Source organism: Streptomyces angustmyceticus (assembly GCF_019933235.1).
GTDB classification, from domain to species: Bacteria; Actinomycetota; Actinomycetes; order Streptomycetales; family Streptomycetaceae; genus Streptomyces; species Streptomyces angustmyceticus.
This window is the reverse complement of the sequence record NZ_CP082945.1, coordinates 5,263,424-5,288,353: the sequence shown is the minus strand read 5'-3', so window position 1 is coordinate 5,288,353 and position 24,930 is coordinate 5,263,424. Positions and strand designations below refer to the sequence as shown.

15 protein-coding genes are annotated in these 24,930 nt (G+C 73.6%); 5 read left to right on the top strand and 10 right to left on the bottom strand.

What is annotated here, in order from left to right:
* Window positions 1–13: 13 nt before the first annotated feature.
* Window positions 14–1,105, bottom strand: coding sequence for a LacI family DNA-binding transcriptional regulator (locus K7396_RS23695; protein ID WP_086721241.1), 1,092 nt, complete (start codon window positions 1,103–1,105; stop codon window positions 14–16).
* Window positions 1,106–1,314: 209 nt separating this feature from the next.
* Between K7396_RS23695 and K7396_RS23690 the strand changes: the two genes are divergently transcribed.
* Window positions 1,315–2,346 carry a Gfo/Idh/MocA family protein gene (locus K7396_RS23690; protein WP_086721242.1) on the top strand — a complete coding sequence of 344 codons (1,032 nt, stop codon included), beginning with the start codon at window positions 1,315–1,317 and terminating at the stop codon, window positions 2,344–2,346.
* 233 nt (window positions 2,347–2,579) lie between these two features.
* Here the strand turns inward: K7396_RS23690 and K7396_RS23685 are convergent, their stop codons facing one another.
* Window positions 2,580–3,314 (bottom strand): DedA family protein, encoded by a 735-nt coding sequence (locus K7396_RS23685; RefSeq protein ID WP_152104441.1) that lies wholly within the window; start codon window positions 3,312–3,314, stop codon window positions 2,580–2,582.
* 230 nt (window positions 3,315–3,544) lie between these two features.
* Between K7396_RS23685 and K7396_RS23680 the strand changes: the two genes are divergently transcribed.
* Window positions 3,545–3,832, top strand: coding sequence for a heavy-metal-associated domain-containing protein (locus K7396_RS23680; RefSeq protein WP_086721536.1), 288 nt, complete (start codon window positions 3,545–3,547; stop codon window positions 3,830–3,832).
* Window positions 3,833–4,314: 482 nt separating this feature from the next.
* On the opposite strand, the gene K7396_RS23675 is transcribed toward K7396_RS23680, so the two are convergent.
* From K7396_RS23675 to K7396_RS23655, 5 genes are all read right to left on the bottom strand, one after another.
* Window positions 4,315–5,604, bottom strand: a complete 1,290-nt coding sequence (locus tag K7396_RS23675) for a citrate synthase (protein WP_086721535.1) — start codon at window positions 5,602–5,604, stop codon at window positions 4,315–4,317.
* Window positions 5,605–5,782: 178 nt separating this feature from the next.
* Window positions 5,783–7,996, bottom strand: a complete 2,214-nt coding sequence (recD2, locus tag K7396_RS23670) for an SF1B family DNA helicase RecD2 (protein ID WP_086721534.1) — start codon at window positions 7,994–7,996, stop codon at window positions 5,783–5,785.
* 320 nt (window positions 7,997–8,316) lie between these two features.
* A complete protein-coding gene (locus tag K7396_RS23665) occupies window positions 8,317–9,174 on the bottom strand; it encodes a sugar phosphate isomerase/epimerase family protein (protein WP_086721533.1) in 858 nt (285 codons plus the stop codon).
* Window positions 9,171–10,367, bottom strand: a complete 1,197-nt coding sequence (locus tag K7396_RS23660; RefSeq protein WP_152104442.1) for a dihydrodipicolinate synthase family protein — start codon at window positions 10,365–10,367, stop codon at window positions 9,171–9,173. Before K7396_RS23660 ends, K7396_RS23665 begins: the two co-directional genes overlap by 4 nt.
* On the bottom strand, window positions 10,364–11,515 hold the full coding sequence (locus tag K7396_RS23655; RefSeq protein WP_086721883.1) for a Gfo/Idh/MocA family protein: 1,152 nt from the start codon (window positions 11,513–11,515) through the stop codon (window positions 10,364–10,366). The genes K7396_RS23660 and K7396_RS23655 overlap by 4 nt, the downstream gene beginning before the upstream one ends.
* Window positions 11,516–11,744: 229 nt before the next feature.
* On the opposite strand from K7396_RS23655, the gene K7396_RS23650 reads away from it, so the two are divergent.
* From K7396_RS23650 to K7396_RS23640, 3 genes are all read left to right on the top strand, one after another.
* Window positions 11,745–12,785: a bifunctional helix-turn-helix transcriptional regulator/GNAT family N-acetyltransferase gene (locus K7396_RS23650; RefSeq protein ID WP_086721884.1), complete on the top strand. Its 1,041-nt coding sequence runs from the start codon at window positions 11,745–11,747 to the stop codon at window positions 12,783–12,785.
* A gap of 281 nt (window positions 12,786–13,066) precedes the next feature.
* Complete coding sequence (locus K7396_RS23645; protein ID WP_167392856.1) at window positions 13,067–13,969, top strand: sugar phosphate isomerase/epimerase family protein; 903 nt, start codon at window positions 13,067–13,069, stop codon at window positions 13,967–13,969.
* A gap of 162 nt (window positions 13,970–14,131) precedes the next feature.
* Complete coding sequence (locus tag K7396_RS23640) at window positions 14,132–15,967, top strand: glycoside hydrolase family 3 protein (protein WP_152104443.1); 1,836 nt, start codon at window positions 14,132–14,134, stop codon at window positions 15,965–15,967.
* A gap of 177 nt (window positions 15,968–16,144) precedes the next feature.
* On the opposite strand, the gene K7396_RS23635 is transcribed toward K7396_RS23640, so the two are convergent.
* The 3 genes from K7396_RS23635 to K7396_RS23625 all read right to left on the bottom strand — a co-directional run bounded on the left by K7396_RS23635 (window position 16,145) and on the right by K7396_RS23625 (window position 24,775).
* Complete coding sequence (locus tag K7396_RS23635) at window positions 16,145–17,563, bottom strand: S28 family serine protease (RefSeq protein ID WP_086720103.1); 1,419 nt, start codon at window positions 17,561–17,563, stop codon at window positions 16,145–16,147.
* A gap of 153 nt (window positions 17,564–17,716) precedes the next feature.
* Complete coding sequence (locus tag K7396_RS23630) at window positions 17,717–21,661, bottom strand: ABC transporter ATP-binding protein (RefSeq protein ID WP_086720101.1); 3,945 nt, start codon at window positions 21,659–21,661, stop codon at window positions 17,717–17,719.
* 201 nt (window positions 21,662–21,862) lie between these two features.
* Window positions 21,863–24,775 (bottom strand): discoidin domain-containing protein, encoded by a 2,913-nt coding sequence (locus tag K7396_RS23625; RefSeq protein ID WP_086720099.1) that lies wholly within the window; start codon window positions 24,773–24,775, stop codon window positions 21,863–21,865.
* Window positions 24,776–24,930: the final 155 nt, after the last annotated feature.

Sequence of the window (24,930 nt, the reverse complement as noted above, 5' to 3'; positions counted from 1 at the left end):
GCCCCCGCGTGGTTCAGGTGGGGCGGGGTGCTGCCGTCGAGCCTCTGATCTCCAGTTCCGGGGTGACGAGTTGCTGCCCGGCCGGGGCGTCCGGGCGCTCCATACGGTCGAGGAGGCAGCGGGCCGCCCGTCGGCCGACTTCGTGGCTGGCGTTGTTCACCGAGTTCAGCCAGAGGTGGCGGATGCGGGCGAGGTAGGTGTTGTCGTAGCCGACGAGGGAGAGGTCGGCGGGGACGGCCAGGCCCAGTTCCTGGGCGGCGGACAGCGCGCCGACGCCGGAGATGTCGTTGAACGCGAAGAGGGCGGTGGGGCGTCCGGTGGCGGGGCGCCCGGTGCCGCGCGCCGGGGTGAGCAGCCGGACGGCCGCGCGGTAGCCGCCCTCCTCGGTCCCGTCGCCGCTCTCCACCACGGCGGTCGGCGTCAGGCCGTGGGCGCGTACGGCGGCCTCGAAGCCGCGGCGGCGCAGCTCGCCGACGATTCCCTGGCCGGCGATATGGGCGATCCGGCGGTGGCCGAGGCCGATGAGGTGCTCGGTGGCGAGCCGGGCGCCGCGCTCGTCGTCGTTGGCGACGAGGTCGACGCGCGGCAGCCGGGGTTCGTGGTTGCCCGCGACGACGATGGGCAGCCGCGCGGCGACCTCGGCGAGCCCCTCGGTGTCCGGGAGGGTGCCGACGACGACGATGCCGTCGACCCGCAGCTCCTGGAAGGTGCGGGCGAAGTCCTGGCCGGCCCGGCGGTCCAGCCGGGCGTCGATCATCAGCATCCGCAGGCCGTGCGCCTGCAGCAGGGAGTTCAGGCCGTCGAGGACCTCGACGAACCAGGGGTTGCGCATATCGTGCAGCAGCACGCCGACGGTGTGGGTGCGGCGTGCGACGAGGCTGCGGGCCGCGGCGTTCGGGCGGTAGCCCAGCTCCTCGATGGCCGCCAGTACGGCCTGCCGCCGGGCGTCGCCGACCCGTGGCGAGCCCTGCAACACCAGCGAGACCAGGGACTTGGAGACGCCCGCCCGCGCGGCGACGCTGCGGATCGTCGGATGCCGGTCCGCGGGGGGCTCCGCGGGCGGTTGTCCGGACCGCGCACCCGGCTGCTCATTGGACCGTTCCATGGACGCCGATCCTCGCAGCGGGCCGGATCGGCGTCAACGCCCGCACACGCCCCGCCCGCGCGCCCTGCCAGTGCGCCCCTGCTCGACGCCTACGAACGGTTGACATGCGGACATCAGGACATGCAGGGTGCCCGTGACGGTGAGCGTTGGACCGTTCCAAAGGTGCGGGTGCGCGCGTCCGCACGTCCCTCCCGGAGAGGAACCGAGGCATGAAGATCGGCCTGATCGGCACCGGGCGCATCGGCGCGTTCCACGCCCGCACCCTGCTGGGCGTCCCGGGCGTCACCGACCTCGTCGTCGCCGACGCGGACACCGCACGCGCCGCGTCCCTGGCCACGGCCCTGGGCGTACGGTCCGCCGCGAGCATCGGGGAGTTGTACGCGGACGGCCTCGACGGCGTGGTGATCACCGCCGCGACCAGTGCGCACGCCGCGCTGCTCCATCAGGCCCTGGACGCCGGGGTGCCGGTGTTCTGCGAGAAGCCGGTGGCGCTGGACGTCCCGGGCACGGTCGCCGTGGTGGAACGGGCGCAGGCCGGGTCGGTGCCGGTGCAGATCGGTTTCCAGCGCCGCTTCGACGCGGGCTACCTCGCCGCCCGCGAGGCGCTGCGCTCCGGCGAGCTGGGCTGGCTGCACACCCTGCGCGCCTGCACCAGCGACCGTACGCCGCCGCCCGCGGCGTACATCCCCACCTCCGGCGGGCTGTTCCGGGACTGCGGCATCCACGACTTCGACATCCTGCGCTGGCTCACCGGCCGCGAGGTGGTCTCGGTCTTCGCACAGGGCGCCAACCGGGGCGCGCCCTTCTTCGCCGACGGCGACGACGTGGACACCTGCGCGGCGCTGCTGCGCTTCGACGACGACACCCTGGCCACCGTCACGGCCACCCGCTACAACGGGGCCGGCCACGATGTCCGGCTGGAGGTGTGCGGCTCCGAGGGCGCCCGCTTCGTCGGGCTCGACGACCGGGCCCCGCTGCCGTCCGCCGAGGCGAAGCTGTCGTGGCGGCGGGCCGCCGATCCGTACGCGACGTTCATGGAGCGCTTCCACGACGCCTACGTCACCGAGCTGGGCGTCTTCGCCGAGGTCGCGGCGGGGCGGGCACCGAGCCCGTGCTCGCCCGCCGAGGCACTGGAGGCGCTCTACGTCGCCGAGGCGTGCGAGCGTTCCCGGCGCACCGGCGAGCCGGTAGCCGTCGCGGACGTCCGGGCCCCGTCCGGGAGCCCGACCCCGCGCGGGTGAGCCGTTCCCGGGCGGGTGAGCCGTCCCCGGGCCGGGAGCCCGGCCCCACGCAGGTGAGCCGTCCGATCCGGGAGCCCGCGTTGCGGCAGACGGCGTTGGGCGCGGCGTGGTCGGCCGAGGGGAAGGCGTGCAGCGAGCGGTAGCGGCCCCCGGCCCCGGCCGCCGCGATGACCCGGCGCGCCGCCGCCACGGCGATGCCCCGGCCCTGGAACTCCGGCAGCACGCCCCCGGCGTCATGTCCGCACTGCAGGGCCGCCCACTGGCAATCGCGCCGGCACCGGCGCCGCCGCCATGGCCGAGGCCCGGCCGCCGCGCCCCTCGCCCCACCCGTCGCCCGGCGGCTCCTGGCCCCGGGCTCCACCGCCCCCGCCGGCGGTACCGCTGCCCTCGCCCCCGCCGTCCTCCTCCGGCGGGTCGTGCAGGGCGCGGCGGCGGGTGGCCCACTGGATCGCGGTGCCGACGGCGGCGACCGCGCAGGAGACGCCGAAGCCGAGGGCGACGGCGTAGAGGGGGCGGCCGGTGGTGGCGGCGCCCAGGTAGCCGAGGCCGACCGAGTAGGTGGCCCAGGTCGCCTCGGCGACGGCGGCGCCGAGCGCGTATCTGCGCAGCGGGTAGCGCAGGACCCCGGAGGCCAGGGCGCCGACGATGCGGCCGCTGGGCAGGAACCGTATGACGATGACGAAGGGCAGGCCGTAGCGCTGGATGCGGTGGGAGGTCCAGGCCAGCAGGGCGCGGCGGCGGGGGTTGCGGCGCATCCAGGTGCGTACGGGTCCGCCGAAGCGCCGTGCGGCGAGGTACATGAGGAGGTCCCCGAGCAGGGCGCTGCCCCCGACGACCACGAGGACGAGGGGGAGGAACACCTCACCCCGGGAGGCGAGTACTCCGGTCGTGACAAGGAGGGCGGAGTTGGGGATCAGTGGTGGCAGCGTGGTGAGCACCAGCAGGCCGTAGAGGGCGAGTACGTCCATACGGCCGCCTCCTCGGATCCGCCCCGAGCCCGTCATCCCCAGGCTGACGCGTGGTGGGGCGTGCGGCAACGTGGTGGGCGCGCCCCGGATGCTGGATTGATACCCCCTAGGGGTATAGAGTGCCGAGGGTCGGGAGCCGGCGGCAGCCGCCGGAGGCACTCACGGCACGCCGCGACTCCCCGGCGCGTGGCACCACACGGAACACATCGGCACCACAAGGAGAATCCCCCATGGCCGAGAACAGCTCCTGCTGCACCCCCGAAGGCTCCTGCCACTCCGGCGGCACCGACGTCCAGGTCGGCGAGGTGACCACCACCTACCGGGTCACCGGCATGACCTGCGGCCACTGCGAGGGGGCGGTGTCGTCCGAGATCGGCGAGCTCGCCGGGGTGAGTTCGGTGCAGGCGGTCGCGGCCACCGGCCTGGTGACCGTCACGTCCAAGGCGCCGCTGGACGAGGACGCGGTGCGGGCGGCCGTCGACGAGGCCGGTTACGAGCTCGTGGGGCAGGCGGCCTGAGGCGCGGACCCCGGCCCGGCAGTTGCACGCGGCCCGTGCTCGAAAAATTTCACACGGCCCTTACAACTGACACAACACCCATACCCGGGGGCCTCGATCTGCAAATCGGGGCCCTTGACCGCATTCGCCCCTATATGGCAAGAGACCCAGATCACACTCATGGGAACGTAACCATTGAGGGGGGTCGTGAGTCTAACCGGGCAGTGCAGGCACCCCGGCGGGGCTTGCACTGCAACAGCCGTGCAGATCTTGGGGGATCGTGCCCGGCTACGCGTGGCCGGGGCGACGCGCCCGGGGAGCTTTGAGCGGCCCTCCCGAATGTGCGCGTCCCGGCAGATCGCGGTGCAACCCGGAACGCCCGGACGGATCCCGTGGGGGGAATCCAACCGGGACAAGGGGAAGCGCCCCGCGCTCTGGACCCGTGGGGGGATCCGGAGGCGGGGCGCTTTCTCGTTTCTGCGGGAGGCTGCCCTCGGAAGGGGTCAGCGCTCCTCGACCGGCACGAAGTCGCGCTCGACGACGCCGGTGTAGATCTGCCGCGGGCGGCCGATGCGGGAACCGGGCTCCTTGATCATCTCGTGCCACTGGGCGATCCAGCCGGGCAGCCGGCCGAGCGCGAAGAGCACGGTGAACATCTCGGTCGGGAAGCCCATGGCCCGGTAGATCAGGCCGGTGTAGAAGTCGACGTTCGGGTAGAGCTTGCGCTCGACGAAGTAGTCGTCGGAGAGCGCGTGCTCCTCCAGCTTGAGGGCGATGTCCAGCAGCTCGTCGGACTTGCCGAGCGCGGAGAGGACGTCGTGCGCCGCCGCCTTGATGATCTTCGCCCGGGGGTCGAAGTTCTTGTAGACGCGGTGCCCGAAGCCCATGAGCTTCACGCCGTCTTCCTTGTTCTTCACCTTGCGGATGAAGGAGTCGACGTCGCCGCCGCTGGCCTGGATGCCCTCCAGCATCTCCAGCACGGACTGGTTGGCGCCGCCGTGCAGGGGGCCCCACAGGGCGTTGATGCCGGCCGAGATCGAGGCGAAGAGGTTCGCCTGCGAGGACCCGACCAGGCGGACCGTGGAGGTGGAGCAGTTCTGCTCGTGGTCGGCGTGCAGGATCAGCAGCTTGTCGAGGGCGCTGACCACCACCGGGTCGAGGTCGTAGTCCGCCGCGGGCACCGAGAAGGTCATGCGCAGGAAGTTCTCGACGTACCCGAGGTCGTTGCTCGGGTAGACGACCGGGTGGCCGACCGACTTCTTGTACGCGTAGGCCGCGATCGTCGGGAGCTTGGCCAGCAGCCGGATCGTGGAGATGTGGCGCTGCTGCTCGTCGAACGGGTTGTGGCTGTCCTGGTAGAAGGTCGACAGCGCGCTGACGACCGAGGACAGCATCGCCATCGGGTGGGCGTCCCGGGGGAAGCCGTCGTAGAAGCGCTTGACGTCCTCGTGGAGCAGGGTGTGGTACGTGATGTCCTGCTTGAAGTTCGCCAGCTCATCGACGGTGGGCAGCTCACCGTTGATGAGGAGGTACGCGGTCTCGACGAACGTGCTGCGCTCTGCGAGCTGCTCGATCGGGTACCCGCGGTAACGAAGAATCCCGTTCTCACCGTCGAGATAGGTGATCGCGGATTTGTACGCCGCGGTGTTGCCGTAACCGGAATCCAGGGTCACCAGACCGGTCTGGGCGCGCAGCTTCGAGATATCGAAGCCCTTGTCGCCAACAGTGCTGTCGACGACCGGGTAGCTGTATTCGCCGTCCCCGTAACGCAGTACTACAGAGTTGTCGCTCACGTCATCCCTCACCGACGTTGTGCCTCTTCTTCGAGGTGCCCTGACTGCCTATACCTTCCCCCATTTGGGCCTTGGTTGTGCACTCGGGGTCGGCCATAGGGCCTGTCTGCGGCACTCAGTGCCGCCTGAGTGCCCATCCTGCCCCCCTTCGCCCCGAATGGGAAAGAGGGGTGACCTCTCACATCGCACCGGCGAGCCGGTGATCGAGCGCCGTACACCGCCGACCGGCGGATACCGTGCGGACGGCCTGCCCCAACGCCTTGCGGGAGCCGACCAGCACCACCAAGCGCTTTGCCCGGGTCACTGCGGTATACAGCAAATTGCGCTGCAGCATCATCCAGGCACTGGTGGTGACCGGAATCACCACCGCTGGGTACTCACTACCCTGCGAGCGGTGGATCGTCACGGCATAGGCGTGGGCGAGTTCGTCGAGTTCGTCGAAGTCGTAGGGGACCTCCTCGTCCTCGTCGGTGCGCACGGTCAGCCGCTGCTCGTCGGAGTCCAGGGCGGTGACCACGCCGACCGTGCCGTTGAAGACGCCGTTGCGGCCTTTTTCGTAGTTGTTCCTGATCTGCGTGACCTTGTCGCCGACGCGGAAGACCCGGCCGCCGAAGCGGCGCTCGGGAAGATCGGGGCGGGCGGGGGTGACGGCCTGCTGGAGCAGGCCGTTCAGGGCGCCCGCACCGGCCGGGCCGCGGTGCATCGGGGTGAGGACCTGGACGTCCCGGCGCGGGTCGAGGCCGAACTTCGCGGGGATCCGGCGGGCCGCGACGTCCACCGCCAGCCGTCCGGCCTCCTCGGCGTCCTCCTCGGCGAACAGGAAGAAGTCCGACAGCCCGGTCGTCAGCGGCGGGACGCCGGAGTTGATGCGGTGGGCGTTGGTGACCACCCCGGACTGCTGGGCCTGCCGGAAGATCCGGGTCAGCCGGACCGCCGGCACCGGGCCGGAGCCGTCGAGCAGATCGCGCAGCACCTCGCCCGCGCCGACCGACGGCAGCTGGTCGACGTCCCCGACGAGCAGCAGGTGGGCGCCCGGCGGCACCGCCTTGACCAGCTTGTTGGCGAGCAGCAGGTCCAGCATCGAGGCCTCGTCGACGACCACCAGATCGGCGTCCAGCGGCCGGTCGGCGTCGTAGGCGGCGTCCCCGCCGGGCTTGAGTTCCAGGAGGCGGTGGACCGTGGACGCCTCGGCGCCGGTCAGCTCCGAGAGCCGCTTGGCCGCCCGGCCCGTGGGCGCCGCCAGCGCCACCGTGGCCTTCTTGGCGCGGGCCAGTTCGACGACGGACCGGACGGTGAAGGACTTGCCGCAGCCCGGCCCGCCGGTGAGCACCGCGACCTTCTCGGTCAGCGCCAGCCGCACCGCCTGCTGCTGCTCGGGGGCCAGCTCGGCGCCCGTGCGCCGCGCCAGCCAGGCCAGCGCCCGGTCCCAGTCGACGTCCTGGAAGGCCGGCATCCGGTCTTCGCCGGTGCGCAGCAGCCGGGTCAGCCGGCCGGCCAGGGAGATCTCGGCGCGGTGGAAGGGCACCAGGTAGACGGCGGTGACCGGCGGCGCGCCCTCCGCGTCGCCGGGCACCTGCTCGCGCACCACGCCCTCCGGGTCGGCGGCCAGCTCGCCCAGACAGTCGATGACCAGGCCGGTGTCCACCTGGAGCAACTTCACCGCGTCGGCGATCAGTTGCTCCTCGGGCAGGAAGCAGTGGCCCTGGTCCGTGGACTGCGACAGCGCGTACTGCAGGCCCGCCTTGACGCGGTCGGGGCTGTCGTGCGGGATGCCCACCGACTGCGCGATGCGGTCGGCGGTCAGGAAGCCGATGCCCCAGACGTCGGCGGCCAGGCGGTAGGGCTGATTGCGGACGACGGAGATGGAGGCGTCGCCGTACTTCTTGTAGATCCGCACGGCGATGGAGGTGGAGACACCGACGCCCTGGAGGAAGACCATGACCTCCTTGATGGCCTTCTGTTCCTCCCAGGCGGCGCCGATCATCTTCGTGCGCTTGGGGCCCAGGCCCGGCACCTCCACCAGACGTGCGGGGGTGGTCTCGATGATGTCGAGGGTGTCCGTGCCGAAGTGTTCGACGATGCGGTCGGCGATCCGCGGGCCGATGCCCTTGATCAGGCCGGAGCCCAGATAGCGGCGGATGCCCTGGATGGTGGCGGGCAGGACGGTGGTGTAGTTCTCGACGGTGAACTGCTTGCCGTACTGGGGGTGGGAGCCCCAGCGGCCCTCCATGCGCAGCGATTCGCCCGGCTGCGCCCCGAGCAGCGCGCCGACGACGGTCAGCAGGTCGCCCGCGCCGCGGCCGGTGTCGACCCGTGCGACGGTGTAGCCGTTCTCCTCGTTGGCGTAGGTGATCCGCTCCAGGACCCCTTCGACCACGGCTGCGTTGACCATGGAACGACCGTACCGCCGGGGTCCGACAACGCGCCGGGAGGCCGGGCTCCGGATGCCGTCGGCCCGAGCTCCCCTCGAGGGGCCCGTCCGATGGTCGGGCCCCTCGATTCCCCCTCCACGCCGGTCCCGGGTCCCCCCCGGGCCCCTCCCCTTCGGGACCGGCGTCAGCTATGACCTTTGTGGAGGGCCAACGGTTGCGCGCATCCGCTGAGTTGTTTCTCCGGCACGGGCTGTGCACGGCGTCCCGCCGTGCGCCGCGGGCCGCGTCCCGTCGGGCGCCCCGCGACTCGTCGTGCGGGTGCGGGCCGCGCCCCGTCCCGTCAGGCGACGTGGGTGCGGAAGCGGTCCACGACCTCGGCCAGCACGTCCGCGCCGTCGCGGGCCCACAGCGCCGGGTGGAAGATCTCGACCTCGACCGGCCCCCGGTAGCCGGCCGCCTCGACGCGTTCGCGGAACCACCGCAGGTCCACCGCGCCGTCCCCCAACTGCCCGCGCCCCAGCAGGGCGCCCTCGGGCAGCGGGGTGATCCAGTCGGCGAGCTGGAAGGCGGCGATCCGGGACCCGGCCCCGCCTGTGCCGCCGGCGCGGGCGATCTGGGTGCCGACGGTGTCGTCCCACCACAGGTGGTAGGTGTCGACGACCACGCCCACCTGTCCGGCGGGGAACCGCTCGGCGAGGTCGAGGGCCTGGGCGAGGGTGGAGACCACGCAGCGGTCCGCGGCGTACATGGGGTGCAGGGGTTCCAGGGCCAGCCGGACGCCCCGCTGCCCGGCGTAGGGGCCCAGTACGGCCAGTGCCTCGGCGACCCGCTCCCGGGCGCCCGTGAGGTCCCGGCTGCCGGGCGGCAGGCCGCCGGCGACCAGGACCAGGGTGTCGGTCCCGAGGGCGGCCGCCTCGTCGACGGCCGCCCGGTTGTCGTCCAGGGCGGCCGCCCGCCCGGCCGGGTCCGGAGCGGTGAGGAAGCCGCCCCGGCACAGGCTGGTGACCCGCAGCCCGGCGTCCCGCAGGAGCCGGGCGGCCGCGGCCACCCCGTACTCCCGCACCGGGGCGCGCCACAGGCCCACGCCCCGTACACCGGCCCGGGCGCAGCCGTCGGCCAGTTCGGGCAGCGACCACTGCCGGACGGTCTGCTGGTTGAGGCTGAGCCGGTCGAGGAGGCCCGGGGCGGCGTCGTTCACGCGTCCCCCGCCCCGTGGCCGGCGAGCAGCCGGCGCATCCGGTGGGCGGCGAGTTCCGGGTCGGGGAACAGGCCGAGCCGGTCGGCGAGTTGGTGGGCGCGCCGCAGGTGGGGCAGGGAGCGGGCCGACTGCAGGCCGCCGACCATGGCGAAGTGGGACTGGTGGCCCGCCAGCCAGGCCAGCAGGACGATGCCGGTCCTGTAGTGGCGGGTGGGTGCCTCGAAGAGGTGCCGGGCGAGCGCGACGGTGGGGTCCAGGGCGGCCCGGAACCCCGCGGTGTCCCCGCCGTCCAGGAGGCGCACGGCAGCGGCGGCGAGGGGGGCGAGCGGGTCGAAGACGCCCAGCAGGGCGTGGCTGGCGCCGTGCTCGTCGCCGGCGATCAGCTCCGGGTAGTGGAAGTCGTCGCCGGTGTAGCAGCGCACGGCCGGCGGCAGCCGGCGGCGCAGTGCCACCTCCCGGGCGGGGTCCAGCAGGGAGACCTTGACGCCGTCCACCTTTCCGGGGTGGTCGGCGACGATCGCGAGGAGGGTCTCGGTGGCGGCGTCCGGGTCGACGCTGCCCCAGTAGCCCGCCAGCGCCGGGTCGAACACCGGCCCCAGCCAGTGCAGGATCACCGGCCGGGCGGCCTGGCGCAGGAGGTGGCAGTAGAGGGCGCGGTAGTCCTCCGGGCCGGTGGCGGCCGCGGCGAGCTGACGGGACGCCATCAGGACGGGACGGGCACCGGCGTCCTCGACGAGCCCGAGCTGCTCCTCGTAGGCGCCGCGGATGCGGTCCAAGGAGGTTTCGTGCGGCGCCAGTTGGTCGGTTCCGGCGCCGCAGGCGAGCAGGCCGCCGACGGTCCTGGCCTCGGCGGCGGAGCGCCGGATCAGCTCGGCCGCGGCGGGCCAGTCCAGGCCCGCGCCGCGCTGCGCGGTGTCCATCGCCTCGGCCACGCCCAGGCCGTGCGCCCACAGGTGGTGCCGGAAGGCGAGGGTGGCGTCCCAGTCGACGGCGGCCGGGCCGTCCGGGGTGGTGGTGTGGGGGTCGGCGACCACATGGGCGGCGGCGAGGACCGTACGGGAGCGCGACGGGGGGTGTGCGGGGACCGGGCGGGCGCCGGGGGCGGCGTCCGGCGCGGAGGGGGCGGTGCGGGCTGCCGCGGGAGGCGTCCCGGGGGCCGAGGGGTCCGCCGCGGGGTCCTGGGGCGCGGTCACCGGCCCGGCTCCGGTACGGCCAGGCGGCGGCCCTCCGCCGAGGACCGGCGGGCCAGTTCGGCGAGGCGCACGCCCCGGGCGCCCGCCGCCAGGTCCCAGCGCCAGGGCTCGTCGCGGACGACGTGCCGCAGGAACAGCTCCCACTGCACCTTGAACGCGTTGTCGAAGACGGCGTTGTCGGGGACCTCGTGCCACTGCGCGCGGAACGGCTCGGAGGCCGGCAGGTCGGGGTTCCAGACCGGTTTGGGGGTGTGGGCGCGGTGCTGGACGCGGCAGTGGCGCGGGCCCGCGACGGCCGAGCCCTCGGTGCCGTCGACCTGGAACTCGACGAGTTCGTCGCGGTGCACCCGGACCGCCCAGGAGGAGTTGATCTGCGCGACGATGCCGCCGGCCAGTCCGAAGATGCCGTAGGCGGCGTCGTCGGCGGTGGCCGCGTACGGGGTGCCCGACTCGTCCCAGCGGCGCGGGAGGTGGGTGGCCAGGTGCGCCTGGACGGACTCGACCGGCCCGAACAGCTCGTGCAGGACGTACTCCCAGTGCGGGAACATGTCGGCCGCGATGCCGCCGCCGTCCTCGGCGCGGTAGTTCCAGGAGGGGCGCTGCGCCTCCTGCCAGTCGCCCTCGAAGACCCAGTAGCCGAACTCGCCCCGTACGGACAGGACGCGGCCGAAGAAGCCGCCCTCGACGAGGCGGCGGAGCTTGCGCAGGCCGGGCAGGAAGAGCTTGTCCTGGACGACGCCGTTCTTGACGCCCGCCTCCCGGGCCAGCCGGGCCAGCTCCAGCGCGCCCGCGAGGCTGCTCGCGGTGGGCTTCTCGACGTAGAGGTGCTTTCCGGCGGCGATGGCCTTCTTCACGGCCTCCTCGCGGGCGGCGGTGATCTGGGCGTCGAAGTAGACGCCGATGGTGTCGTCGCCCAGGACGGCGTCGAGGTCGCGGCTCCAGTGCTCCAGGCCGTGCCGTTCGGCCAGGGCCCGCAGCTTGGGCGCGCTGCGGCCGACGAGCACCGGTTCGGGCCAGATCACCGTGCCGTCGGCCAGGGCGAGACCGCCCTGTTCCCGCAGGGCGAGGAGGGAGCGGACCAGGTGCTGTCGCTGTCCCATGCGCCCGGTCACGCCGTTCATGGCGATGCGTACGGTCGTGCGTGTCACGGCCCCGGCCCCTCTCGCGCACAGCAGGTGGCAGTCCCGCTCCAGTAAGCGCCTTCCGGGCGGCGGGCGCCAGACCGCGTGGCGGGACACGAACACAGGGGCGGGCGCGGCGGCGGGCAAGGGGACGGGTGCCGGCGCGGGAGGGGGAGGCGCGGATGGCACGAAAGAGGGATGTGCGGAGCGGGCCGGCGGGCTTACTCTTGACTCAGTCAAAGGTGAGGGGTCGGCCATGACCGCCAGGACGCCATCCGATGCACCATCCGACACGCCATCCGCCACACCGCCCGACGGCCCGCGCGCGGCACCGCCCGGCGCCCCGGAGGACGTCCGTGAGCTGCGCAGATTCAACCGCTTCTATACGAACCTGATCGGTGCCCTCGACTACGGGCGGCATCTGTACACCCCGTTCACCCTCACCGAGGCCCGGGTGCTCTACGAGGTCGCCCACCAGTCACGGGTGGACGCCGCCGACCTGCGCGCCTCGCTGTCGCTGGACGCCGGGTACCTCAGCCGGCTGCTCGGCCGGTTCGAGGACCGCGAGCTGATCACCCGCGGCCGGTCCGAGCAGGATCCCCGGCGGCAGCGCATCACCCTGACCGAGGGCGGCCGGGAGGCGGCCGGGCTGCTGGAGGAGCGTTCCCAGGACGCCGCGGGGTCGCTGCTGCGGCCGCTGCCGGCCGCCGACCGCGCCCGCCTGGTGGACGCGATGCGCACCATCCGCGTCCTGCTCGGCGAGGACGGGCCACAGCCCGGAGAGGGGGCGAGGCGGCCGCCCGGGGACCGCGCGCCGGAGCTCTCGCTGCGCACGTCCGGGCCCGGGGACCTCGGCTGGATGGTGGAGCGCAACGCCGCCCTCTACGCCGCCGAGTACGGCTTCGACCTCAGCTACGAGGCGCTGGTGGCCCGGATCGTCGCGGAGTACGCCGAGGACTTCGACCCGCGCTGGGACCGCACCTGGATAGCCGAGCTGGGCGGCGAGCGCGTGGGCGCGGTGATGTGCGTACGGGACGGCAGGCCGGGGGTCGCCCGGCTGCGGCTGCTGCTGGTGGAGCCGGCCGCCCGCGGCCACGGCGCCGGCCGCCGGCTCGTCGACACCTGCGTGGAGTTCGCGCGGGAGGCCGGCTACGGCGAGATGGTGCTGTGGACCAACTCCGTCCTCGGCGCGGCCCGCGCCCTCTACCAGCGGGCCGGCTTCGAGCTGGTCTCCGAGTCGCCGCACCACAGCTTCGGACAGGACCTGATCGGCCAGGACTGGCGGCGGACGCTGTGACGGGGCAGCCGGCGCTGCGACGGGGCGGGTGGCGCTGCGAGAAGCGGCTGACGCCGTGACGAGGGCCGGCGCCGTGACGGGGCGGGTGCCCCTGCGACGGAGGCTGACGCCGTGACAGGGCGGACGCTGCAGAAGAGGCGGCTGACGCCGTGCGGAGTCGGCCGACGCCGCGAAGGGCCGGGTGACGGTGGGGCCGGGAAGGCGATGAAAACGAACAGACCGGGAAGGACCGGAAGGACAGCTACGACGTAGCCGTACGGGCGACACGAAGGAGCGCAGGCATGGCCACCACGGACCGCACGGACGACAGGTCCCCCGCGACGCGCTTCGCGTTCTCGACCCTCGGGGTGCCGGGGATGCCGGTGGCCGAGGTGCTGCGGCTGGCCGCGGACACCGGGTATCAGGGGGTGGAGCTGCGGGCGCATCCGGAGGAGCCCGTGCATCCGCTGCTCGGGGCGGGGGAACGGGCCGCGGTGCGGCGGCAGTTCGCGGACGCCGGGGTGGAGATCCTCGCCGTCGCCGGATACACGCAGGTCGCGGCCGCCCGGGACGCGGCGGGCGAGGAGGAGCTGGCGCGGGAGCTGGCCGGGCTGGTGGACCTCGCCGCGGACCTGGGGGCGCCGTACGTCCGGGTGTTCCCCGGCGGCGGGGAGCGCCCGGCGGCGGAGGCCGACGCGGACGCCGCCCGCCGGCTCGCGGCGGTGGCGCCGCGGGCGGCCGGACGGGGCGTCCGGGTCCTGCTGGAGACCCATGACTCGCACCGCACCGGCGCGGCCGCCGCCCGGGTGCTCGGCCTGGTGGGCCACCGCCGGGTCGGGGCGCTGTGGGACGTGCTGCACAGCTGGCTCGGCGGCGAGGAGCCCGTCGACACCCATGCCGCGCTCGCCCCGCATCTGGGCTATGTGCAGGTCAAGGACGTCGCCTCGGCCGAGGACCGCACCCCCCTGCCGCTCGGTGCCGGCACCCTCCCGCTGGCGGCCGCCCTGGGCACCCTCGGCCGGGAGCCCGCGGACGCCCACGGCCCGGTGCCCGCCCCCGAGGGCACCTACGACCAGGGATCGGGGGGCTGGCTGTGCTGGGAGTACGAGAAGCGCTGGTACCCGGAGGCGGCCGACCTCCCCGCCCTCCTGGCCCCGGGCCGCGCCCACCTCCAGCAGCTCCTCGGCCGGGCCGCCGCCTCCTGATCCCGGGGCGCGCCCGACGCCCCATCACATATCCCCGCCCGCCGCGCAATACCTGGGCGCCACCGCGCACGGAGTCATTGACCGACAATAGTTTTCCGGCTATCCGTGTCTCCTTGGAAGTTTCCTTCACCGAGTCGAGGAAGCCCTCCGGAAGGAGCGCACATGCCCTCCCGACGTACCCTCCTGACCACCACCGCCGCCGCCGCTGCTGCCGCCGCCGCGGGCACCGCAGCCGCGCCCGCCGTCGGCGCCCAGCCCTCCCCCGCCGGCTCCCCCGCCCCCTCCGCCGCGACCCGGGCCCGGCTGCGCCGCCTCATCTCCCGTATGTCGCCGGAGGAAAAGGCGGGCCAGCTCTTCGTCATGCGGATCTACGGGCACTCCGCCACCGACCCCGACCCGGCCGATGCCGCCGCCAACCAGCAGGAGATCGGCGTCGCCAACGCCGCCGAACTGATCGCCAAATACCACGTCGGCGGCATCATCTACTTCGGCTGGGCGCACAACACCCAGGACCCGCACCAGATCGCCGACCTGTCCAACGGCATCCAGAAGGCCGCCGCCGCCCAGCGCGTCCCCGTCCCGCTGCTGATCTCCACGGACCAGGAACACGGCATAGTGGCCCGGGTCGGCGCGCCCGCGACGCTCTTCCCCGGGGCGATGGCACTCGGCGCGGGCGGCTCCCGCGACGACGCCCGCACGGCCGCCGCCCTCGCCGGTCAGGAGCTGTACGCGATGGGCATCCGGCAGGACTACGCGCCGGACGCCGATGTCAACGTCAACCCCGCCAACCCGGTCATCGGCGTCCGGTCCTTCGGCGCGGACCCGCAGGCCGTGGCCCGTATGGTCGCCGCCGAGGTGAAGGGCTATCAGGGCGCCGGGATCGCCTCCTGCGCCAAGCACTTCCCCGGGCACGGCGACACCGACACCGACAGCCACGTCGGGCTGCCGTACATCCACCACAGCGTCGAGGAGTGGGAGCGGCTGGACGCGCCGCCCTTCAAGGCCGCGATCGCCGCCGGGATCGATTCGATCATGACGGCGCACATCGTGGTGCCGGCCTTCGACCCGAGCGAGGACCCGGCCACCCTCTCCCGGCCGATCCTCACCGGCATCCTGCGCGAACGCCTCGGCTACGACGGCGTGGTGGTGACCGACTCCCTCGGCATGGAGGGCGTCCGGAAGAAGTACGGCGACGCCCGGGTGCCGGTGCTCGCCCTCAAGGCCGGTGTCGACCAGCTGCTGAACCCGCCGAACCTCGCCGTGGCGCACGCCGCGGTCCTCACCGCGCTGCGGGACGGCGAGCTGACCGAGCGGGAGATCGACGCCAAGCTCATGCGCATCCTGCTGCTCAAGGAGAGACGCGGGCTGTTCACGGACCCGTACACCACCCACCGCGCGGTGGACCGGGTCGTCGGCGTCCGCGGTCACCTCGACGCCGCGGACCGGATCGCGGACCGCACCACCACGCTGCTGCGCAACGACGGCGGGATCCTGCCGCTGTCCCGGCGGCGGGAGCGCCGGGTGCTGGTGGCGGGCGTCGACGCGGCCGCGCCGTCCGGGACCGGCGGACCGCCCACCACCGTCCTGGCGAGGACCCTCACCGCACTGGGCTTCACGGCCACCGCGCTCTCCACGGGCACGGCGCCGTCCCAGCGGGCGATCGACGAGGCGGTGGCGGCGCTCGGCGAGCGGGACGCGGCGGTGGTGGCGACGTACAACGTGACCGCGGACTCGCGGCAGCGGGCGCTGGTCGCCGCGCTGCTGGCCACGGGCAAGCCGGTGGTGCAGCTGGCGGTCCGCAACCCGTACGACATCGCCCAGTTGGACGGCGTCAAGGCGGCCCTGGCGAGCTACTCGTGGACGGATGTCGAGCTGCGGGCGGCGGCCCGGGTGATCGCCGGCCGGCGCGACCCGGCGGGCCGGCTGCCCGTCGCGATACCGCGCGCCGACGCCCCGGCACAGGAGCTCTACCGGATCGGCCACGGCCTGACGTACTGACCGGCGGACGGACCCGGCGCGCTCCCCCTGTCCCCGGGGAGCGCGCCGTTCCGCATCACCGCACCACGACCGCCCGGCACTTGGGCCCGGCGTCGACGCACGGCCTCGCGCCTTCACCACTTCACGGCCTCACGGCCTCACGGCCTCACGGCCTCACGGCCTCACGGCCTCACGGCCTCACGGCCTCAGCATCGGCATCCGCCGGACCTCCTGCTTGTCCAGCTGCTTGTCGTACGGCGCCGGCGACGTGGCCCGGCCGCCGGGGGCCTGGACGCCGGCCCAGTCCAGGAGTTCGGCGGTGGCCTTGGTGCGGTCGGCCTCCGGCAGCTTCGCGATGTTCGAGCCGTGGTTGCCGCCGGGCACGGTGAAGACATACGAGTCCCGGGCGCCCCTGCCGACCTCGAAGTGCTCCGAACTCCACGGGTCCCACTGGCCGTTGACGAACATCATCCGGTGGGCGTGGTGGCGCACCCAGTGGTCGATGTCGGGCATGGCGCGCTTGTCGAAGCGCATCGGGATGTCCTTCGGCACGAACGACCGGGAGTTGTTGATCCCGGGGTACTTCAGCAGGCCGGCCAGCTGCGGGTAGCGGTAGCCGGGCTCGCCGAGCTGGGTGCCCGCCTGGTAGTAGTACGGCGTGTACGGCTCCATGCCCTGGTCGGTGTAGCTGTCGAAGCCGCCGACCTTGTCCATCCACTTCCACAGGTCGTCGGTGGAGACGCTCGGCTTGGGCACCTCGGCGCATGCCGTCTCGGCCGGCTGGTACTGCCAGAACCCGAACACCAGGTCCGTGACCATGACCTCATAGGCCCGGTCGGCGCTGCCGACGGTCTTGAAGGTCTGCTTCTCCTTGTCGGCCCATGCCTGGAAGCGGGCGACCATCTCCTTGCGGCGCACCAGCGCCTCGCGCTCGATGGCGGCGAGGTCGGCGCGGCACTGGGCGGTGCCGACGGTCTTGAAGAACCGGTCGTACGCCGAGTCCTCGTCGTTGCGCACGTCGTTGGGCGCGACGTAGGCGACGGTGCCGTTCATGTCGTGCGGGTGGAAGCGGCGGTAGTACGTCGCCGTCATGCCGCCCTTGCTGCCGCCGGTGTCGATCCAGTTCTTGTCGTAGATCCGGTGCAGCGCGGTGAAGAGGCGGTGCTGGTCGTCGGCGGCCTGCCGGATGTCCAGCTTCTTCCAGTCGGTGGGCGAGGGCCGCGACGGGGTGAAGTAGCGGTACTCCAGGGACACCTGGTTGCCGTCGATGATCTTGGTGGGTTCGCTGCGGGACGGCGTGGTGTTGACGTTGTAGCCGGAGGTGAAGAACACCGTCGGGCGGTCGACCGACTTGTGCAGCAGGGTCAGCCGCTGCTGGAAGGTCCCCTTCGACGGGTGCCGGTGGTCGATCGGCTGGGTGTAGTTCAGGACGAAGAAGCGGTAGCCGTCGACCGGCTTCTCCTCGATGAGGCTCATGCCCCGGATCGACAGGATCCGGTCCTTGATGTCCCCGGTCTTCGGCTCGGCGGCGGTGGCCGCCCCCGCCGGCGCGCTGCCGGCTCCCGCCGTGCCTATGAGCACCGCGAGCGACAGCAGCCATCTGGTGGCCTTGCGCATGCACCCTCCCCTTGGGATAGCAAAGGTCGGGCTGAACCTATCGGCGCGGGGAGGGCGCCACCAGACCCCGGCACGCTTCGGCGGGTCGGCGGGGCGCCGCCCGGCGGCACTGCGGTACCGCCGGACGGGCCCCGCACGGCACGGGCCGGTGCCTCAGGCCGCGAGTTCCTCCTCCTCGCCGGTGAACGTGCGCCACAGCTCCGCGTAGCGGCCGTCGCGGGCCAGCAGTTGGGCGTGGCTGCCGTCCTCGGCGATCCGGCCGCGGTCGAGCACCACCACGCGGTCCGCGCGGGCCGCGGTGGTCAGGCGGTGGGCGACGACGAGGGTGGTGCGGCGTCCGACGAGGCGGTCGGTGGCCTGGTTGACGACCGCTTCGGTGGCCAGGTCCAGGGCGGCGGTGGCCTCGTCGAGCAACAGCACGTCCGGGTCGACGAGTTCGGCGCGGGCGAGCGCCAGCAGCTGGCGCTGGCCGGCCGAGAGGTTGCGGCCGCGCTCGGCGATCTCGTGGAGGTAGCCGCCGTCGAGGGTGGCGATCATCGCGTGGGCGCCGACGGCGCGCGCGGCGGCCTCCACCTCGGCGTCGGTGGCGTCCGGGCGGCCGTAGGCGATGGCGTCGCGGACGGTGCCGGCGAAGAGGTAGGACTCCTGGGGGACCACGCCGATGCGGCGGCGGTAGGCGGTCAGGTCCAGCTCGCGCAGGTCGGTGCCGTCGACGCGGACGGCGCCCGCCGACGGGTCGTAGAACCGGGCGACCAGCTTGACCAGGGTGGACTTGCCGGCGCCGGTCTCGCCGACGAAGGCCACGGTCTGGCCGGCCGGGATGGTCAGGTCGACGTCGGCCAGGGCCGGCTCGTCGCCCCCGCCGTAGTGGAAGTGCACCCCGTCGAAGGTGATGTCGCCGCGCAGCGCGGGCACCTCGCGGGGCCGGTCGGCCTCCGGGGTGGTGGTCGGCTCGCGCAGCAGCTCCTGGATGCGGCCGAGGGAGACGGACGCCTGCTGGTAGCCGTCGAAGACCTGGGAGAGCTGCTGGACGGGGGCGAAGAACAGGTCGATGTAGAGCAGGTAGGCGACCAGCGCGCCGGCGGTGAGGGTGTGCGAACCGACCCGGTCGGCGCCGACGATCAGCACCAGCGCCGCGGCCACCGACGACAGCAGCTGGACGAACGGGAAGTAGACGGAGATCAGGAACTGGCCGCGCACCCGGGCCCGGCGGTAGGCGTCGCTGCGGGCGGCGAACCGCTCGGTGCCGCGGCCCTCGCGCCGGAACGCCTGGACGATCCGCAGCCCGGCGACGCTCTCCTGGAGGTCGCCGTTGACCACGCTGATCCGCTCGCGGGCCAGCTCGTACGCCTTCACGCTCTGCTTGCGGAAGAAGTAGGTGCCGATGATCAGCGGCGGGAGGGTGGCGAAGACGACCAGGGCCAGCTGGAGGTCGATGGCCAGCAGGGCGACGAGTATGCCGAAGAAGGTGAGCATCGAGACCAGGGCGGTGACCAGGCCGGTCTGCAGGAACGTCGACAGGGCGTCCACGTCGGTGGTCATCCTGGTCATGATCTTGCCGGTCAGCTCGCGCTCGTAGTAGTCGAGGCCGAGGCGCTGGAGCTGCGCGAAGATCTTGAGGCGGAGGGAGTAGAGGACCCGCTCGCCGATGCGTCCGGTCATGCGGTTGCCGCCGATCTGCGCGGCCCACTGCGCCAGCACGACGACCAGGGCGATCCCGGCGGCGGTCCAGACGCCGATCAGCGCGCCGCGCCGGACGCCCTCGTCGATGCCCTGCCGGATCAGGACCGGCAGCAGCAGTCCGGCCAGCGCGTCCAGGGCGACCAGCGCCAGCGCGAAGGCCAGCGGGCCGCCGAAGCCGTGCAGCAGCCGGCGCAGTCCGTAGGAGCGCTCGGGGCGCACGGCCTGCTCCTCGTCGACGTCCGGGGTGTCCGTCGCGGGCGGCAGGGCGGCGACCTGGGCGAGGAGTTCGGGGGTGGCGGGGAGGCCGGCCATGGCGGCGCCGATGCCGGGCCCGGCCGCGACGGCCGCGCGGGCCGCCATCCCGGCCCCGCCCGCCTCGGCCTCCTGCTCCCGGCGGACCCACAGCTCGGGGGTGACGGTGCCGCCCGGCCGGGAGCGGCCCGCCGCGCCGTCGGCCCCGTCCCCGGGTCCGTCGCCGTCCGCTGCCGCGTCCTCCTCCAGCACCTCGGCCGCGAACTCGCCGTCGAGGAGCCCGGCCAGCTCGCCCGCCGGGTCGCGCTCGACGCCGCCCAGCTCCTCCGGGTCGGTCAGCAGCCTGCGGTAGAGGGGACAGCGGTCGGCCAGCTCCTCCTGGGTGCCGATGTCGACCAGCCGCCCGCCGTCGAGGACGGCGACCCGGTCGGCGAGGGCGAGGGTGGAGGCGCGGTGGGCGATGAGCAGGGTGGTGCGGCCGGCCATGACGCCGCGCAGCGCCTCGTGGATCTCGTGCTCGACCCGGGCGTCGACCGCGGAGGTCGCGTCGTCCAGGACCAGCAGGCGGGGGTCGGTGAGGATGGCGCGGGCCAGGGCGACGCGCTGCCGCTGGCCGCCGGACAGGGTCAGCCCCTGCTCGCCGACCTTGGTGTCGTAGCCCTGGGGCAGCTCGGATATGAAGCCGTCGGCCTGGGCGGCGCGGGCCGCGGCGCGCACCTGCTCGTCGGTGGCGTCCGGGTTGCCGTAGGCGATGTTGTCGCGCACGGAGTCGGAGAACAGGAAGCTGGCCTCGGGCACCAGGCCGATGGCGGCCCGCAGCGAGGGAAGGGTCAGGTCGCGCACGTCGTGGCCGCCGACCAGCACCCGGCCCGCGGAGACGTCGTAGAAGCGGGGCAGCAGCAGCGAGACGGTGGACTTGCCGCTGCCGGAGGTGCCGACCACGGCGACCGTCTCACCGGCCTCGATGCGCAGCGAGAAGTCGTCGAGGACGGGGCGGAGGGGGCGGCCGGGACGGTCGCCGGTCGCGGCCGCCGCGGGCCCGTCGGTGGCCGGGGCGTCCCCGTCGGGCCCGTCACCGCGGCCGGCGCCGTCGCCGTCGTGCAGCGGCGCGTAGCCGAAGGTCACCCGGTCGAAGACGACCGTGGCCGGGGCGTCGGCGGGCAGCTCGTGCGCGTCCGGCCGCTCCGTGATGGACGGCTCGGTGTCGATCAGCTCGTAGACCCGCTCCACACCGGCCCGCGCCTGCTGGCCGACGGTCAGCATCATCGCCAGCATCCGCACCGGGCCGACCAGCTGCGCGAGGTAGGTGGAGAAGGCGACGAAGGTGCCGAGGGTGACCTGTCCCTGGGTGGCCATCCAGCCGCCGAGGGCCAGCATCGCGACCTGGCCGAGGGCCGGTACGGCCTGCAGCGCGGGGGTGTAGCGGGCGTTGAGCCGGACCGTGCGCAGCCGGCCGGCGAACAGCCGGCGGCTGACCTCGCGCAGCTTGCCGGTCTCCTGTTCCTCCTGCCCGAAGCCCTTGACGACCCGGACGCCGGAGACCGCGCCGTCCACCACCCCGGCGACGGCGGCGGCCTGCCCCTGGGCGTACCAGGTGGCGGGGAAGAGCCGGGCACGGCTGCGCTGGGCGATGAACCACAGGGCGGGGGCGACGGCCAGCGCGATGACGGTGAGCATCGGCGAGAGCACCGCCATCACGACCAGCGAGATCACGAACAGCAGGACGTTCCCGATCATCATCGGGAGCATGAACAGCAGGCCCTGGATCAGCTGGAGGTCGCTGGTGGCGCGGCCGACGACCTGGCCGGTGCTCAGCTCGTCCTGGCGCCGCCCGTCGAGCCGGGAGATCGCGCCGAACATCCTCGTCCGCAGGTCGTGCTGGGCGTCCAGGGCGAGCCGGCCGCCGTAGAAGCGGCGGATGTAGGTGAGGACGTAGACCGCGACCGCGGCGACGACCAGCAGGGCGGCCCAGGGGGCGAGGGCGCGCTCGTGCCTGACGATGACGTCGTCGATGATCAGCTTCGGTACGAGGGGCACCAGGGCCAGCACGGCCATCCCGGCGAGCGAGGACCCGAGGGCGAGCAGCACGTCCTTCCGGTACTGCCAGCAGTCGCGGACCAGCCGCCTCGCCCAGCCCACTCGCTTGCTTTCCGTCCCCGCCACCCGGTGCCTCCCGCGCCTCGACACTTGACGCCTGGCACCAACACCGCGGGGGCCGGATTTCATCCCGCCGCAACAATCCACCGGCCGGGGCGGTGCTCCCCGCCCGGTGTCCGCACGTGGGACGGCCCCCTCCCGGGTGGTCCGGAAGGGGGCCGTCCGTGCGGTCCGGACGGGGCCGTCCGCGCCGGTGTTCCGGGCGGGCTACTTCACCCGCTCCACCGTCAGCTCCGAGATCCCCGGATGCGGCTTCGGCTTGCCGTCCTTGCCCTTGGCCCGGTCACCGTGCACCACGACCCGTACGTACCGGGCCGGCGTCTTTCCCGCGTATCCGGTCCCCGACCAGTGCTTTCCGTCCCGGGAGACCTGCACGTTGGAGGACTTCGGCTCGGTCGCGTTCCAGTGCGGGGTGATCTGGCCGACGCGGGTGGTCCGGCCGAGGTCGACGGTGAGGGTGCCGTCCGCGGCGTTCGGCACCCAGGCGGTGGTGGCGTTGCCGTCCACGGCGGCGCCCGCGTACAGGCCGGGCTCCTCGGAGGTGGCCTCGGCCGAGGTGCAGCGGGCCGCGTTCGAGGTCGCCGCGAGGTCCGGGCGGCGGGTCTTCAGGACGGCCGGCACCCCCCGGCTGACGATCTTGTCGCCCTCCGGTGTCTCGATCCGCATCGGCGCACCGGCGGTCAGCCGCACGGTGGTCTGGTGCGCGCCGATCGCGATGTCGTAGGTCCGGCCCTGCCAGTGCAGGCCGCGCAGGGTGACGCCCCGGGACAGCTGCGGCGGCAGCATCGGGTCGAGGCGTACCGCGTTCTCCCGCAGCCGCAGCCCGGTCAGCCCGTGGGTGAAGGTCTGCAGGAAGCCGCCCTTGCCGGTGAGGAAGTCCTGTGCGGGCTTGCCGGCGTGCGGGTCCGAGGCGCCGGCCTTGTCGCCGCGCGCCTCGGAGAACTGGTCGAAGGGCCCGCGGACGAACGGCTGGATGGACCGCATCAGGTAGGTGTACGTCGAGCAGCCGGGCTCGCCGATCCCGGCCGCGTCGATGGCGTGCACCGAGTCCGTCATGGCCGGGCCGTCCGGGTCGGTGTGCCCGGCGTAGAAGTCCAGCGTGCGGGCCGCCCGGGTCTGCGACATGGGCCATTCCAGCGGGTACATCAGCAGCACGGTGTCGGCCTGCTTGATGGTGGTGCCCTTGTACCCGGCGTACTGCTCGAAGATCTTCTTCTTGCTGTCGTAGGGGATGCGCAGCTTGTCGGCGATGGTGTTCCAGGAGGCCGGGGCCTTCTGGCCGAGGATCGCGGCGACGCGGGTGGCGTGCCGCAGCGCGGTGGCCGCGCCGGCGTTGGTGAAGACACCGTCGTCGACGCCGTTGCTGTACTCGTCCGGGCCGGCGACGTTCTTGACGGAGTAGCTGCCGTCGGCGTTGTGGGTGGCCCGGGAGGCCCAGAATTCGGCGATGCCCTTGAGGACCGGCCAGCCGCGGGACTTCAGCCAGGCGGTGTCCTTGGTGGCGAGGTAGTACTGCCAGGTGGCGAGGGAGATGTCGCCCATGAGGTGGTTCTGGGTCTTGCAGTGCGGCGGGTCCCAGCTGTGGCACTCGTTCCACAGGTCGCCCTTGCTGCCGCTGGTCCAGGGGTAGAACAGCCCCTTGTAGCCCAGCTTCCTGGCGTTGGCGCGGGCCCCGTCCCGGGTCTTGTAGCGGTAGTCGACGATCGACTTGGCGAGGTCGGGGTGGGCGGCGAGCAGGCCCGGGTACATCCAGGTCTCGGCGTCCCAGAAGACCTCACCGGCGTAGTTGTCGCTGGTCAGGCCGGTGGGGCCGATGCTGTTGTCGCTGCCGGCGCGGGTGGAGGACAGCAGTCCGTACTGCGCCGAGCGCACCCAGGACTGCAGATCGCGCCGGCCCTTGACCTCGATGTCGCTGCGCCACAGCCGCTGCCAGGCGGCGGCGTGCCGGGCGAAGAGGGCGTCCCAGCCGCGGTCGGCGGCCCGGCGCGAGGCGGCGTCGGCCGAGGCGCGCGGGGAGCGGGAGGTGAGGGCGGTGTCCACGCCGACGTACTTGGTCAGCTCGTACGAGCGGCCGCCGCGGACCGGGAAGGACACCCGCTGCCGGTTGCTGAGCCCGTCCGCCCGCGGCGCGGGCCCTGGACGGCCCGCGCGCACCCCGGGCCCGGTGCGCAGGGTCGAGGCGAGAGCGCCCTCGGTCTTCGTCCCGTCGGTGCGGAACCCGACGTCCATGGTGCGGCCGGACTCCCCGCCGCCGGACTCCTTGCCGCGGGCTTCCTTGCTCTGGGCCTCCTTGCCGCCGCTGTCCGTGCCGCCGGGGGCGGACGCGCTGCCGCCGCCGCTGCCGGACGGTGCCATCCGGCGGGCGCCGCGGCCGTCGAGGCGGTCGGTGACGGTGGCCGAGCCGCTCCAGTGGGGCGTCATCCGCAGGCGTACGGCGCCGGTGTGGGCGTCGTCGCGGTCGGCGAGCACGTCGTAGACCAGGTCGGTGGCGCGGCCGTCGGCGGCCGTCCAGGTCAGCGAAGTGCGGACGAAGCCGCAGCGCAGCGACAGGGTCTGGCGGTAGTGCGAGATCCGGCCGGGCGCGGTGGCGGAGGAGAAGGTCTCGGGGTGCGCGCCGCCGGTGGCGACGTCCAGGGTGCTCCAGGTGGGGAGGGCGGCGATGGCCTGCCGGCCCTTCACGTCCTTGGGCCCCTTGGCGTACAGGCCGGAGACGAAGGAACCGTCGTACTCCGGGGTCTTCAGCGGCCAGCCGGTCGTGCCGCCGGGGGCGGCGTAGCCGGTGCCGTTGGGCGGCACCCGCTGGCCGAGGTAGCCGTTGCCGACGAAGGCATGGTGGCTGTCCTTGGGGTCGATCTTCGTGCTGGTGGCGGTCCAGCCGTCGCTGTCGTCGCCCGGCAGGCAGGGACCCTGGGCGCGGCCGGCCGGCTGCGGCGCGGGCCGCGGTACGGCGGCCGAGGCCGATACCGGCGCGAGGACCGCGACCAGGGCCGTGGCGAGCAGCGGGGCGGCCAGTTTGCGGGAGCGGCGCGCCACCGGGCCGGCGGGCCGCCCGGCCCCGGCGGCGTGCTCGGCCGGCTGCCGCGGGGGCGGGCCTGCGGGGTGCTGTGCCGAAGGTTCCATGGTTCTCCGTCATATGTGCGCGCCCGTGCCGCATGACGCGGCACGGGCATCACTGTGAACATCATCAGGCCCCCGCCTGCACGGCACCCTAGGCCGATTCCCCCGTCCGGGTCACGGGCCGATCGGCACATCTTTTCCCGAACGCGTTCTCCGGT